11 protein-coding genes are annotated in these 14,207 nt (G+C 69.0%); 7 read left to right on the top strand and 4 right to left on the bottom strand.

Features of this window, described 5'->3' with window-relative positions; translation table 11 throughout:
• Positions 1-83: 83 nt before the first annotated feature.
• Positions 84-1,649 carry an efflux RND transporter periplasmic adaptor subunit gene (locus tag AB0L53_RS00510; RefSeq protein ID WP_363988285.1) on the bottom strand — a complete coding sequence of 522 codons (1,566 nt, stop codon included), beginning with the start codon at positions 1,647-1,649 and terminating at the stop codon, positions 84-86.
• Between the two features lie 177 nt (positions 1,650-1,826).
• Here AB0L53_RS00510 and AB0L53_RS00505 point away from each other — a divergent pair, with 177 nt between their 5' ends.
• Genes AB0L53_RS00505 through AB0L53_RS00480 form a run of 6 tightly spaced genes read left to right on the top strand, consistent with a single transcriptional unit; the run spans position 1,827 to position 7,719 of the window.
• Positions 1,827-2,957 carry a biotin/lipoyl-binding protein gene (locus AB0L53_RS00505; protein ID WP_363988282.1) on the top strand — a complete coding sequence of 377 codons (1,131 nt, stop codon included), beginning with the start codon at positions 1,827-1,829 and terminating at the stop codon, positions 2,955-2,957.
• Entirely contained in the window at positions 2,954-3,685 is a 732-nt protein-coding gene (locus AB0L53_RS00500; RefSeq protein WP_363988279.1) for an ABC transporter ATP-binding protein, read from the top strand. Before AB0L53_RS00505 ends, AB0L53_RS00500 begins: the two co-directional genes overlap by 4 nt.
• Entirely contained in the window at positions 3,682-4,956 is a 1,275-nt protein-coding gene (locus AB0L53_RS00495) for an ABC transporter permease (protein ID WP_363988276.1), read from the top strand. The genes AB0L53_RS00500 and AB0L53_RS00495 overlap by 4 nt, the downstream gene beginning before the upstream one ends.
• A 22-nt stretch (positions 4,957-4,978) precedes the next feature.
• Positions 4,979-5,491: a hypothetical protein gene (locus AB0L53_RS00490; protein ID WP_363988273.1), complete on the top strand. Its 513-nt coding sequence runs from the start codon at positions 4,979-4,981 to the stop codon at positions 5,489-5,491.
• Positions 5,488-6,180 (top strand): response regulator transcription factor, encoded by a 693-nt coding sequence (locus AB0L53_RS00485; protein ID WP_225291483.1) that lies wholly within the window; start codon positions 5,488-5,490, stop codon positions 6,178-6,180. The genes AB0L53_RS00490 and AB0L53_RS00485 overlap by 4 nt, the downstream gene beginning before the upstream one ends.
• Before the next feature lie 12 nt (positions 6,181-6,192).
• Positions 6,193-7,719 (top strand): HAMP domain-containing sensor histidine kinase, encoded by a 1,527-nt coding sequence (locus AB0L53_RS00480; protein WP_363988270.1) that lies wholly within the window; start codon positions 6,193-6,195, stop codon positions 7,717-7,719.
• 8 nt (positions 7,720-7,727) lie between these two features.
• Here AB0L53_RS00480 and AB0L53_RS00475 read toward each other — a convergent pair whose 3' ends face one another.
• The 3 genes from AB0L53_RS00475 to AB0L53_RS00465 form a co-directional block, all read right to left on the bottom strand.
• Positions 7,728-9,995 carry an arylsulfatase gene (locus tag AB0L53_RS00475; RefSeq protein WP_363988267.1) on the bottom strand — a complete coding sequence of 756 codons (2,268 nt, stop codon included), beginning with the start codon at positions 9,993-9,995 and terminating at the stop codon, positions 7,728-7,730.
• 170 nt (positions 9,996-10,165) lie between these two features.
• Positions 10,166-10,930, bottom strand: a complete 765-nt coding sequence (locus tag AB0L53_RS00470; protein WP_363988265.1) for a FadR/GntR family transcriptional regulator — start codon at positions 10,928-10,930, stop codon at positions 10,166-10,168.
• Positions 10,927-12,387 carry an amidase gene (locus AB0L53_RS00465; RefSeq protein WP_363988262.1) on the bottom strand — a complete coding sequence of 487 codons (1,461 nt, stop codon included), beginning with the start codon at positions 12,385-12,387 and terminating at the stop codon, positions 10,927-10,929. The genes AB0L53_RS00470 and AB0L53_RS00465 overlap by 4 nt, the downstream gene beginning before the upstream one ends.
• Before the next feature lie 120 nt (positions 12,388-12,507).
• On the opposite strand from AB0L53_RS00465, the gene AB0L53_RS00460 reads away from it, so the two are divergent.
• The gene (locus tag AB0L53_RS00460; protein ID WP_363988259.1) at positions 12,508-14,202 is read left to right on the top strand and encodes an ABC transporter substrate-binding protein; all 1,695 of its coding nucleotides are present in this window, start codon (positions 12,508-12,510) and stop codon (positions 14,200-14,202) included.
• Positions 14,203-14,207 lie beyond the last annotated feature (5 nt).

Raw genomic sequence — 14,207 nt, 5'->3', positions numbered from 1 at the left:
CTGAACGTTCGCTGTCAAAGGGCTGAGGGTTCGCTCAACGGAAACGCGGCCGAGCCACCCCATGTGGCCCGGCCGGTGGGTGGTCAGCTCTCCGGCCAGCTGCCGTCCGGGAACTCGCCCGTGGTGCTGTCCGCCATGACCACCTGGTCGCTCTCGCTCAGGCCCGAGGTGATCTCCACGTACTGGTCCCCGCGCACTCCGGTACGCACGGCCCGCGCCGCGTCGCGCCCGCCGGAGCGTACGGTGACCACGCTCGTACCGTCGGCCCGGCTCTTCACCGCTTCGGCCGGCACGTAGATCCCGTCATTGGCCGTGCCCGTCGTCACCGACACCGAGGCGGTCTGCCCGAGCATCAGCCCGCGCGGCGGCTGGTCGAAGGCGAGTGTCACCGAGTAGCGGACAAGCTGGTTGCTCACGGTGGCGGTCGGCGCGATGCGGGTGACCGTGCCCGGGTACTTCTGCGCGCCGCGCGTGGCCAGGGTGATGCTCGCCTGCTGGCCGAGCTTGAGCTTGTTCACGTCGGATTCGGTGACCAGCGCGTCGACCTGGAGCTCGTTCAGGTCGCCGAGGCTGATGAACGTACTGGTGCCCGCCGTGTCGCCGACCGATCCCGCCACCGACAGGACCGTGCCGGACGCGGGGGCCACGATCCGGGTGCCGCGCACCGCGTCGGCGGCCTGCTCAAGGGCGGCCTGGGCGCGGTCGACGTTCGCGCTGGCCTGGTCCTCGCTGATGCCGCCCTTGCCGTTCGTGCCGGCGCAGGGGCTGCCGCCCTGGGACTGGCGGGTTCCGGGCGTGGCCTTCCCGGTCGGCCGGCCTGAGGCGCCGGTCGACGGCTTGCCCGTGGGCCTCCCGGTGGCCTTACCTGTGGGCTTCCCGGTGGCCTTGCCCGTGGGTTTCCCCGTGGGCTTGGCGGATGGCTTGCCGGTGGAGGTGCCGGTCGGCGAGGCCGACGGCCGGCCGCCCTCCGGCGTGGCCGTGACGGTCGCGGTGACGGTCGCCGTGGCCGTGACGGTCACCGTGACGGTGGGCTGCGGCTCGGGGCCGCTCGGCGTGGGCTCCGGGGTCGGCGTCCAGGTGGGCCGGGGGGTCGGCGTCGTGCCCGGAGTGAGCGTCGTGGTGGGGCTAGCGTCCACGACGGGCGCCGCAGAAGGCCCAAAGGCACCCCTGCCGGTGCCCGTAGAAGGTCCGAAGGCGCCCTTTGCGGCGACCGCCCCGGCGACGGAGGCGGACGTGCCGCCGCTGCTCGGCGCGCACGAGGCCGTGCTGGTGGCGGCGGTCGAGGCGGTCTCGAGGGCCTCCTCGGCGGCGGCCAGGTCGGCGGTGGCGGCCGTGTAGCCCTCGCGGGCCGCCCGGCTGTCCACCCGGGCCAGCACCTGCCCCTTCTTGACCTTGGCGCCGACCTTGACGTAGACCTTGGTCACCGTTCCGGAGCCGCCGAAGCCCAGGTCACGCCGCGAGCCGTCTACGGTGTTGCCCGCAGCCGTGACCGAGGCGGTGACGACGCCCCGCTTGGCCGCCGCCAGCCGTACCTGGGCGGCGGGCTCCGAATCGTCACGGAGCGCCAGCACCAGGCCGGAGCCGGCCACCAGGACGGCCAGGGCGAGCCCGCCGAGTTTGAGCGCCTTCGGCGGGATAGTCGATCTCATGAAGGCCCATCATGGCGTGAACAGGTGGGTACGAGGCTGCGAGCGGGCTCAGAGTTGTCTGTGTGTCTCCGTGTGATCCGGTTTTGTCAGCGAACCTTCAGCTAGCTCCCGGCTCCAGCGCAGACTGGTGTGCAAGGGTCACCGCCTGTGAAGGTGTCGACAAGGCGCAGAGCGCTGATGACCAACGGAGCCCTGAGCGTGCTCCTGCTGGGCGGGGTCGCGTTCGCGTACGCCCAGCTCGGCACGGGCGAGGTGGCGAGCGAGACGGTCACCCGCACGGTGACCGCCGGGCGCGGCACCGTGACCGCCTCGGTGTCCGCCTCGGGGGCGGTGGAGAGCTCCAAGAGCAGAGCGCTCGCGTTCGGCACGAGCGGCACGGTCGAGCACATCTACGTCAAGGCCGGTGACAAGGTTCGCAAGGACGACATCCTGGCCAGGCTCGATGACGCGGCGGCGCAGGAGAGCCTGTCGGCCGCCCGCGCCACGTACAACAGCGCCGTCGATGACGGGACCTCGACCGCCCAGCTCTACGCCGCCTACATCAAGGCGCGCAACGCCTACCGCGAGGCCCAGCGGACGGCCGCGGCGACGGTGCTGCGCGCGCCGTTCGGCGGCACGGTCACGGCCGTCAACGGCGCCGTCGGCGGTTCCTCCAACGGGTCCGGCACGTCCACCACCCAGAGCACCGGCCAAAGCACCGGCCAGAGCGGGCAGAGCGGGCAGAGCGGGCAGAGCGGCAGCCAGTCGAGCAGCGGATCGGGGTCGGGGTTCATCGACCTGGCCGACACCGGCAAACTCCAGCTGGTCGGTACCTTCACCGAGTCGGACGTCAGCAAGCTCAAGGTCGGCCAGGCGGCCACCGTCACGTTCGACGCGCTGCCGGGCGTCACCGCCACCGGCAAGGTCACCCAGATCGAGCCGGTCGCCGCCACCAGCAACAACGTCGTGCAGTATCCAGTGACGATCTCCTTCACCAAGGTCCCCAAACAGGTGCGACTCGGGCAGACAACCACCGTGGAGGTGGTGACCGGCGAGGCGGAGAACGTCATCTCCGTACCTTCCACCGCGATCTCCACCAGCGGCGGACAGAACTCGGTCACCCTGCTCAAGAACGGCCAGCAGGTCCGAACCCCGGTCGAGGTGGGCGTACAGGGCGCCTCGCTGACCGAGATCAAGTCCGGCGTCTCCGAAGGCGACCAGATCGTCCCGCCGGCCACCACGACCACGGGCACCGGCAACAACCAGCGGCAGGGCGGCTTCGGCGGCGGCTTCCCCGGTGGCGGCGGCGTGCCGGGAGGCGGGCGATGACCGCTCCCGTCCTGCGCGTGCAGAACCTGGTCAAGGAGTACGGCGAGGGCGACGCCAGGGTACGGGCGCTGCGCGGGGTGAACCTCGACGTCGAGCAGGGGGACTACGTCGCCATCATGGGCGCCTCCGGCTCCGGCAAGTCGACGCTGATGAACATCCTCGGCTGCCTGGACGTGCCCACCACCGGCCGCTACCTGATCGACGGCGCCGACGTCGGGCAGCTCGACGAACACCAGCTCGCCAAGCTGCGCAACCGCCGGGTCGGCTTCGTCTTCCAGTCCTTCAACCTGATCCCGCGCATGAGCGCGCTGGCCAACGTCGAACTGCCGCTGGTCTACGGCGGCATCGGCCAGGCCGAGCGGCGCAGCCGCGCGCTGGCCGCGCTGGAGCAGGTCGGACTGTCGGACCGCGTCCACCACGAGCCCAACCAGCTGTCCGGCGGTCAGCAGCAACGCGTGGCCGTGGCCAGGGCGCTCATCACCGCCCCCGCCCTCCTGCTGGCCGACGAGCCCACCGGGAACCTCGACACCGCGTCCACGCAGGACGTACTGGAGATCATGGACAGGCTCAGCGACTCGGGCCGCACGATCGTGCTCATCACGCACGAGAACGACGTGGCGGCGCACGCCAAGCGGGTCATCAGGCTGGTGGACGGCGAGATCGTGGAAGACGTCCGGCAGGGCCCGATCGACGGGCCGCCGCCGCGGATGGCGGAGGTCGCTCGATGAACCAGTTCGAGGTCCTGCGCTTCGCCCTGCGCGGGCTGCTGGCCAACAAGATGCGCAGCTCGCTGACCACGCTCGGCATCCTCATCGGCGTCGCCGCGGTCATCATGCTGGTCGCCGTCGGCGAGGGCTCCTCGCAGAGCATCCAGAAGAACATCCAGCGGCTCGGCGCCAACACGCTGACGATCTCCCAGTCCTTCGCGGGCGGTGGCGGCGGAGGCGGCGGCTTCGGGCGGGGTGGCGGCGGGGGACCCGGCGGCGGGCAGCAGAACACCGGCCCGCGTACCCAGGCCAGGGAGCTCAGCCTCGCCGACGCCAAGGCCCTGACCGACAAGACGGTGGCCCCGTCGGTCAAGTCGGTCTCGCCGGTCGTGACCGCCTCCTCGGCCGCCACCACCTACGGGGCGGCCAGCCACTCGATCGCTCAGCTCGTCGGCACCTACCCGAGCTACTTCGAGGCCACGAACAAGCCGGTGACCAAGGGCACGTACTTCTTCAACGACGACGTGCTGGCCGCCAGGAAGGTCGTGGTGCTCGGTCAGACCGTGGTCGAGGAGCTGTTCGGCACCCTCGACCCGATCGGCAAGCAGGTGACGGTCTCCGGGGTGCCGTTCACGGTCGTCGGCGTGCTGAAGGAGACCGGGTCGACGGGCGGCCAGGACGCCGACGACGTGGCCATCGCGCCGCTGCCGGCCGTACAGCAGAGCCTGACCGGGTTCGGCTCGCTCAACTCCATCGTCGTGCAGGCCAGCGGCTCGACGGCGACGGAGTCGGCGCAGTCGGAGGTCACGGCCGTCCTCAACCAGCGGCACGGCATCACCGGCACCGCCTCGGCCGACTTCCGGATCCTCAACCAGGCCACCCTGCAGGAGACCGTCAGCGCGGCGACCGGCACGTTCACCGTGCTGCTCGGCGCGGTCGCGGCGATCTCACTGCTGGTCGGCGGCATCGGCATCACCAACATCATGCTGGTCACCGTCACGGAGCGGACCAGGGAGATCGGCATCCGCAAGGCCATCGGCGCGCCCAGGAGCGCGATCCTGGGCCAGTTCCTGATGGAGGCCACGCTGCTCAGCCTGGTCGGCGGGCTCTCGGGGGTGCTGGTGGCGTTCCTGGGCACCCGCTTCACCGTCGCGGGCATCCAGCCGGTGCTCGTACCGTCGTCGGTCGCGCTCGCGCTCGGCGTCTCCGTCGGCATCGGATTGTTCTTCGGCAGCTATCCCGCCAACAGGGCGGCCAAGTTGAGGCCGATCCAGGCCCTGCGCCATGAGTGACGGACCCCCGAAGGAGACAGAAATGGCCAAACTCGACGGCTCGCCGTATCCGGACGATCTGGACAGCGAGCTGGCCGTCCAGCCGCGCAAGCCGATGTCGAAGGTGACGCTCGGACTGATCGCGGGCGTGGTGCTGGTGGCCGGGGTAGTGATCGGCATCCAGGCGCAGAAGGCGCTGGGCGCGCCCGACACGACCGCCGCCATGCAGCCGGGCGGTCGGCAGCTACCAGGCGGGTACGGTCAGCAGCCAGGTGGCCGGCAGCAGATGCCGGGCGGGTACGGTCAGAGGATGGGTGGAGCGGGCGGCGGCACCGTGGGCACGGTCGAGAAGGTCGAGGGCGGCAAGATCTACGTCAAGACCATGGACGGCTCGACGGTCACGGTCACCACCACCGACGCGACCACGGTCCAGGTGACCAAGCCGGGCAAGCTGGCCGACCTGCAGACCGGCACCAACGTCGTGGTCCGCGGCGAGAAGGGCGGGGACGGCTCGGTGGCCGCCACCTCGATCAGCCAGGGGGGAGTCGGCAGATGACCGAGCCGGAGGCCAGGCTGCTGGTGGTGGACGACGAGCCCAACATCAGGGAGCTGTTCTCCGCCAGCCTGCGGATGGCCGGGTTCGAGGTGCTGACGGCGGCCGACGGCAAGGAGGCCCTGCGGGTCGCCGAGCAGAGCACGCCCGACCTGGTCATGCTGGACGTCATGCTGCCCGACCTGGACGGCCTGGCGGTCGCGGGCAGGCTGCGGTCCCGCGGTCGCCGGGTCCCGGTGCTGTTCGTGACGGCCAAGGACACGCCGGAGGACCGGCTCGCCGGGCTGGGGCTCGGCGAGGACTACGTGACCAAGCCGTTCAGCCTGGAGGAGGTCATCGCCCGCATCCGCGCGGTGCTGCGCCGGACCCGGCGGGGCGCGCCGCCGCCGAACCGGCTGCGCATCGCCGACCTGGAGCTGGACGAGGAGACGCACGAGGTGTGGCGCGACGGCGTCCAGGTGCGGCTGTCGCCCACCGAATACCGGCTGCTGCTCTACTTCATGCTCAACGCGGGACGGGTGCTGTCCAAGACGCAGATCCTCGACCACGTCTGGAACGGCGACTGGCGCACCGACGTGGGGCTCGTCGAGTCGTACGTCTCCTATCTGCGCCGCAAGATCGACACCGGCGAGCGGAGATACCTGCACACCCTGCGTGGCGTCGGCTACATCCTGCGCCCGCCCAAGGATTGACCCCGGCCCCGAATGGCAGGACTGAGGAGGTATCTCGCGCGGACGCCGCTGTGGCTGCGGCTCGTCTCGGCGACCTTGCTGATGGTCACGCTGGCCATCACGCTGACCGGGCTGTTCGCCGTACGGCTGCTGCGCGGCTATCTCGTCGAGCGCGTCGACCAGCAGTTGCGTGCCGCCAGCGTGCCGTGGCGGGGCGCGCCGCCGCCTCCTGAGCCGCAGCCGGGCCCACGCCCGCAGCGTTTCTTCGGCCTGTTCCACTCGGTGCTCGTGGACTCCACCGGCGTCAAGATCCGGACCATGACCGAGTCGACCGAGACGCACATCCCCAAGCTGCCCAGGCTCACCAGCACCGACGTCGCGCTCATGGCCGGGCAGCCGTTCACCGTCGAGTCGCAGGATCCGCAGGGACCCTCCTGGCGGGCCGTGGCCATGCCGGGCCGCGACGGCGACAGCAGAATCATCGCGATCAGCCTGGGCGACCTGGACGACACGGTCTCCCAGCTGCTGCTCATCGTGGCGGTCGGCGGCGGCGGGACCCTCGTGGTGCTCGGTTTCGCCTGTTACTGGCTCGTACGGCGGAGCCTGCGCCCTTTGGGGGAGATCGAGCGAACCGCCCGCCACATCGCGGACGGCGACCTGTCCCGCCGCGTACCGCTCTGGTCAGCCACCACCGAGGTCGGCAAGCTCGGCCGGGCCCTGAACGGCATGCTCGCCCGCATCGAGGTGGCCGTACGCGAGCGCGAGGCGGCGGCCGAGTCGGCCCGCGAGTCGGCCCGGTCGGCCCAGCGCTCGGAGGAGCTGACCCGCAGGTTCATGGCCGACGCCTCGCACGAGCTGCGTACCCCGCTCACCTCGATCAGAGGGTTCGCCGAGCTGTTCCGGCTCGGGGCGGACAAGGACCTGGCGGAGGCGACCCGGCTGCTGAGCCGGATCGAGGGGCAGGCCGCGCGGATGGGCCTGCTGGTCGAGGACATGCTGCTGCTGGCCAGGCTCGACCAGCGCCGCGAGCTCGGTGAACAGCCCGTCGACGTGCTCAGCCTCGCCGCCACCGCCGTGATCGACGCCCAGACGCTCGCGCCGGACCGGAAGATCGAGCTGGTCATGCTGTACGGGAGCGAGGGGTCGGTGTTCGTGACCGGTGACGAGCCGCGGCTCGGGCAGGTGCTGGGCAACCTGGTGGGCAACGCGCTCAGCCACACGCCGCCGGGCACGGCCTTCACCGTCGGGGTCGGCGCGCGTGACGGGCAGGCCGTCGTCGAGGTGGCCGACGAGGGGCCCGGGTTCTCGCCGGAGGTGGCCGAGCGGGTGTTCGAGCGGTTCTACCGGGCCGATCCGGCGCGCAGCTACGGCGGTGCCGGGCTGGGGCTGTCGATCGCGGCCACCCTCGTCGAGGCGCACGGGGGCAGCGTGTCCGCGTCGAGCGAGCCGGGCAAGGGCGCCACCTTCCGCGTCACGCTCCCGCTCGCCCCGTCGTCCCAGGCCACCCGCCCTCAGCGTCAGCCGAGCGGGCAGGCCGCGTCTCAACCGCACGGGCTTTAGACCCCTTTTCAGTCGATTCGCTCGAAGGGTTCCTTGCTTTCTTCGTCCGGCGCGACTGTGAAGACGACCTTCTCCAACTTTCCGGTGAACGCGAATTCGCCGTCATAGTTGGGTGAGGAGGGCGACAGGGTGTCCCGGCCGATGTCGAGGCCCTGCCATCCCAGGAAGTGCGGGAGGACCCGCGGAATGGCCTCGGTGCCGACCGGCTTTCCTGACACGTACAGATGTCCGACGCCCCGCATGTCACCGGTCTTGACGAATTCGAAGGTCAGCTCCGCCGGGCCGATCGGGAGTTCTTCCGCCGAGGTCACCGCGTACAGGGTGCCGAGGAAGTTGTACTCGTAGACCAGCCGGTTGTCCTTGACATACAGGACGTATCCGCTGCTGATGTTGCCCAGGGACACCAGGACACCCTCGTCTGCCGCGGTGCTCCGGTCGACGAACGCGGTGATGCGGTGCCCGCGGTTCATCACTGGTGGCACTGCGGCGCCGGGCAGATGAGCCATGCCGGGGTGGTAGGTGAAGGTGGTGCGCATGCGTGGAGAGCCGGGACGCGGAATCTTCGCCCGGTAGGCGAATCCGTGATCGTCCAGCGGCAGCACATCGTATTTCCCTGCTTCCGCCCAGAAGCGGGAGATCATCTTCTCCAGTTGCTCGGGCCGCGCCTGCGCCAGGTCGTTGCATTCCGAGAAGTCGGTGTCGTGGTGGTAGAGCTCCCATCGGTCCGCGTCGAAGGGCGTTCCGCGTTGGTGGAAGGCGACGGCCTTCCAGCCGTCGTGCCAGACCGCGCGATGCCCGAACATTTCGAAGTACTGTGCTTCCTTGCGCGTCGGCTCGGTCGGCGAGTCGAAGGTATAGGCCATGCTGACACCGTGTATCGGCAGTTGCGGGATGCCGTTGTAGACTGCGGGAGCCTGCAGACCGAGCAGTTCGAAAAGGGTCGGGACGATGTCGGTGACATGGTGGAACTGCTGCCTGATCTCGTCGGTGCGCGGCAGGCCCCGAGGCCACCGCACGATGAGCGGGCAGCGGACGCCACCTTCGTGGGTGTTCTGCTTGTAGCGCTTGAACGGCGTGTTGCCCGCCTGCGCCCAGCCCCAGGGGTAGTTGGAGTGAGCTCGTGTGGTGCCGATCTCATCGATCCGCGCGACCATCTCCTCGAGGTCCTCGGGGACGCCGTTCTGAAATGCCGTGGGGTTGAGCGAACCCTTCTGGCCGCCTTCCTGGCTGGCCCCGTTGTCCGAGAGCAGGATGGTGATGGTGTTCTCCATCCGGCCCATCCGCTCCAGGAACTCCATCAGCCGGCCGATCTGGTGGTCGGTATGGTCGACCATCGCCGCGTAGGCCTCCTGAAGGCGTACGGACAGCTTCTTCTCGTCGTCCGACAGTTCGTCGAAGGGAACGACCCCAGGGTTGCGCGGCGCCAATTCGGTGCCGGGCGGCAGGATGCCCCGTTCGATCTGGCGGGCGTGCCGGGTGTCGCGCTCGGCGTCCCAGCCGTGGTCGAACCGGCCCCGGTACTTCTCCAGGTATTCCCGGGGAGCCTGGTGCGGGGCGTGCGCCGCGCCGAACCCCAGGTACAGGAAGAAGGGCTTGTCCGGAGTGACCGAAGTCTGGTCCGTGATGAATTCGATCGCCCGGTCGACCAGGTCCTCACTGAGGTGATAGCCCTCTTCCGGGCTCTTCGGCGGAGCCACGGCGTGGTTGTCGTAGAACAGTTCCGGATAGAAGCTGTCCGTCTCCGCTTCCAGAAATCCGTAGTAGCGCTCGAACCCGCGAGACAGCGGCCACTGGGTGTACGGCCCGGACGCGGTGGTCTGTTCCATCGGCGCCAGGTGCCACTTGCCCACGGCCATGGTGTTGAAGCCGCTGTCGCGCAGCACCGCGGACAGCGTCGCGGCGGCCCTGGTGATCCGTCCGCGACCGCTGGGAAAGCCGGTGTCGAAGTTGGACAGCATTCGCATACCGACGGAGTGGTGGTTCCGGCCGGTCAGCAGGGCGGCACGGGTCGGCGAACACAGTGTGGTGGTGTGGAAGTTCGTGTAGCGAAGGCCGCCGGCGGCGAGGGCGTCCATGGCCGGGGTGTCGATGTCAGAGCCGAAGCAGCCGAGATCGGAGAAGCCGACGTCGTCGAGCACGATTACCACGACATTGGGCGTGTCCTCGGGAAGTGCCTGCGGATCGGGCCACCACGGAGTCGACTCCTCGTAGGTCATGCCGATCTTGCCGTGGAAGGTGCCGCTCGCGGCCGGCGGATGCGGAGAGGCGTTGGTCATCCAGGACGCTCCTTTTGCGTGGACATGTGAACGCAGCGGGGTCCGCACTCATCACATCTGCTGAGCGGCGCGGCGATCGGGCGGGCAGAACCCGAAGGCGCTGATCGTCATCGCCTCCTGGCAACGCGGAACTCCCGCGCCCTGAGATCAGACCCCCGTGTGGTGGAGGTTCAGGGCTCTTCGTCCACGAGCGCGAGCAGCAGCCCTTGCTCGTTCTCGGTGACGTAGCCGGCGTAGTAGTCGTAGAGATTGCGCCGCGAGATGCGTGCCGCCGCCAAGCCGTCCCGTTCCCGGATCGCCTCCAGCACCTCCTGGTGGTGGTGGAGCGACTCTCGCATGAGCGCCGTGCTGTTGAGTGCGTGGGCGACCTTGTCCGAGATCAGCGAGAGGACAGCGTCCCTGACCACCTGGTTGCAGACCTCGATGAGGGAGTTGCGGCTGGCCCGGGCCACCGCCTCATGGAATGCGACGTCCGCCTTGCTGAACTCCTCGTACCCTGCATCGATCGCGTCCGACATGACGGCAATCGTCCGTTCCATGGAGGACAGTTCCTCCTCGGACCGCAGCCGAGCCGCCAGCAAGCTCGCCGACCCGTCGAGGATCATGCGGAACGAGATCAACTCGGCCATCGACATGTTGTCGAACTGGACGAGCCGGGTCATCTCCTTGGTCAGACCGGCCGACGAGAACGGCAGGATCTCTGGGCCGTTCGGGTCACCCGGACGCGAGCGGACGAGCCCGTTGCTCTCCAGCACGCGCAAGGCCTCTCGCACTGTGGGCCGGCTCGCCCCGAACTGCGTCACCAGCTCTCGCTCGCTCGGCAGCCGTTGACCGGGCTTCAGGTCACCTCGAACGATCGCTTGCTCGATCTGCTCGACAATGCGCTGGTAGAGCCGTACCGGCGAAACCTGCCGGAACTGTGCCCCGTCACTCATGGCTTCTTCCCCTCGAGCGTGGTCCATGTCGTCTTCTCCCCGGTGGGCGCCCCGGGAGCGCTGTCCGGCCAGCGCGGGACCGCATCGGCAGGTCGGTTCCGTTCGTACCACGCCGCCGCCCTCAAGACGCCGAGATCGTCGAAGCGGCGGCCCGCGATCTGCACGCCGATGGGCCGACGGTCCGCCGTAAAGCCGCAGTTGACGGTCGCCGCAGGTTGCCCCGACATGTTGTACGGCGCGGTGAAGCCGATGTGGGACATGGTCTTCCCGTCCCCCATGAACGGCATTGGCTGCTCAGCGGGAAACGCCGCCACCGGAGCGACCGGCGAGAGCACGAGGTCGTACGGAAGCGTCGCCGCCACGGTCCGCGCCTGGATGCGCATGATTTGCTGGTAGCACTGGAGTAGCCTCGTACCCGATATGTCCGCGCCCCCCTGACACCATTGGATGACGTAGGGGTGGACGCGCAGCCCGGCCTCGGGCGCCAGTTCGCGGAAATCGTTCCAGGACCGCACCCGCCAGAACAGATCCAGGTCGTCGAGGAGATCTTGGCTCATGAACGGCTCGACCGGCTCCACGACGGCTCCCGCCGCCTCGAAGACCGCGGCGGCACGGTTCACCGCGGCGAGGATCTCGGCGTCGCACGGCTCCCCACAACCGGCGTCCAGGTGCACGCCCACCCGCAGTCCGCGTACATCGCCGTCCAGCGCCGACCAGTCGATGTCCTGCGGTGGCAGGCTTGACCAGTCCCGGGGATCCGGTCTGCTCAGGACGCGCATGAACAGGGCCGCGTCCGCCACGGTGCGCGACATGGGGCCGGCGTTGCGCCCCAGGTACGGGGTGTCCAGCGGGATCCTCCCGTAGCTGGGCTTGAGCGTGGCGAGGCCCAGCCAGGTGCCCGGCAGCCGGATCGATCCCCCGATGTCGGTGCCGACGTGGAGCGGACCGTATCCCCCGGCGGCCGCGGCCCCCGCACCGGAGCTGGAACCGCCCGTGGTCCAGGCAGCGTTCCAGGGGCTGCGCGCAATGCCGTGCCGGCTGGAGACCCCCGAGGAGAGCATGCCCCAGTCCGGCATCACGGTCGACCCGAGTATCACCCCACCGGATTCGACGACCCGCGCGGTGATGGGCGCGTCCACCTCGGGGATGACCGGCTCGACCCCCGCGTTGCCCGAGGGCATGGGGACGCCCCTGCGGGCGATGTTCTCCTTCAGCGTCACAGGCACGCCGTCGATCGGCCCGAGCGGTTCCCCCGCCGCCCATCGGGCCTGGCTGGCCAGGGCTGCCTTGCGGGATTCGTCTGGATCTCGCACCCAGAACGCGTTGAGCACACTCTCACGCGCCTCGATCACCGACTGGACGGCGTCGTGGACTTGGACCGGCGACAACGTGCGGTCAGCGAATCCGGCCACCATCTCGACGGCCGGCATGGCGGCCAGACCGTGTTCCGTGAGCACCCGCTCTCCTTCGGTCGCGATACGTGGGGCATTCGAACCCTTGACAAGTGCAGCTTCAGTCGCCACGGTACCTGCAAGTGAGCTTACTGGTCAGGCCAGTCATAGCGAAAGGTGGCGTCTATGACGAGGGACACCAAGGTCGTGCGGCTCGCCGTGCACTCCCGTCGCGCCATCGAGCGGGCGGCGCATCATGCCAGGCACCACACTGCCGACCTCGGCGGCAACGCCACCACAGCCGACGTGACCTCCGCCGTCCTGAACACGATGGAAAGCCAGGGGGTAGAACCTATGAAACCTAACAAGCAGCGGACGCGGCACATCGGGACGGTCGCGGCCGCGCTCGCATCGCTGCTGCTGACAGCCTGCTCGGCCGGGTCCACGACAGCGGGAAACAGCACCGGCGGCCCTGCGGGCGACACCCTGAAGATCGGCCTCGTCGCCGAGCCGGCCAACCTCGACTTCACCAAAACCGAAGGTGCGGCCATTCCGCAGGCGCTGCTCTACAACGTCTACGAGAACCTGGTGAAGGCGGACCAGTCCGGGAAGATAGAGCCCGATCTGGCCACGTCGTGGACCCTGTCCAAGGACCGCAAGACCTACACGTTCCAGTTGGTGAAGGACGCCAAGTTCAGCAATGGCGCACCGTTCACGGCCGAGGACGCCAAGTTCTCCATTGAACGCGTCACCTCCGGCTGGACGATAGCGCTGAAGTCCCGGATGGACGTCGTCGACACGGTGCAGGCGGTGTCGCCCACCGAACTGAAGGTCACCCTGAAAGAGCCGAGCAACAACTGGCTGTACTGGATGACCACCCGCGTAGGCGCGATGTTCAGCCGGACCGGCGTGAGCAAGCTGGCCACCGAGCCGGTGGGCACCGGCCCGTACGCGCTGAAGTCGTGGACCCGCGGCGACTCGATCACGCTGGCCCGTAATGATGGCTACTGGGGGCCCAAACCGCACTTCGCATCGGTCACCCTCAAGTACTTCAAGGACCCGACGGCCATGCACAACGCGCTGCTCACGGGCACCATCAACGTGATCGGCACGATGCAGCCCCCGGATGCTCTGGACCGGTTCCAGAACAACCCGAAGTACCAGATCATCGAGGGCTCGACCAACGGCGAGGTGGTCCTCTCCTTCAACAACGGCTCGGGCCCGCTGAAGAATCTGAAGGCCCGCCAGGCGGTCCGCTACGCCATCGACCACAAAGCCCTGGTGGACACCTGCTGGGCAGGCCGCGGCAAGCTCATCGGCAGCATGGTCCCGCCGACCGACCCGTGGTACGAGGACCTCGCGAACGAGTATCCGTACGACATCAGCAAGGCCAAGAAGCTCCTTGAGGAGTCCGGCGAGGCCGGCACTACGCTGCGGCTGCGGCTTCCGACGCTGCCTTATGCCACCGCCTGCGGCACCGTGGTCAAGAGCCAGCTCGAACAGGCCGGGTTCAAGGTCGAGCTCGACCAGCTGGAGTTTCCCGCCGCCTGGCTGACCACCGTGTTCAAGAACGCCGACTATGACATGTCCATCATCTCCCATGTGGAGCCCCGCGACATCTATACGGTGTTCGGGAACAAGACCTACTACACCCGCTACGACAACCCTGAATTCCGCGCGTTGCTGAAGAAGGCGGACGAGGGCACTCAGGAGCAGGAGATCGCCCATATGCGGGAGGCCGCCCGGCTGCTGTCCAAGGACGCCGCGGCCGACTGGCTGTTCCTGCTGCCGAACCTGATGGTGGCGGACAAGGACATCACCGGCCTGCCCGTGAACTCCGTCTCCGAGTCACTGGATCTCACCGGTCTGGGCCGCTCGTGAAAGGC

Origin of the sequence: Nonomuraea sp. NPDC052129, assembly GCF_040680095.1 — a bacterium.
Taxonomy (GTDB): Bacteria; Actinomycetota; Actinomycetes; order Streptosporangiales; family Streptosporangiaceae; genus Nonomuraea.
This window is presented reverse-complemented; position numbering and strand designations above follow the sequence as displayed.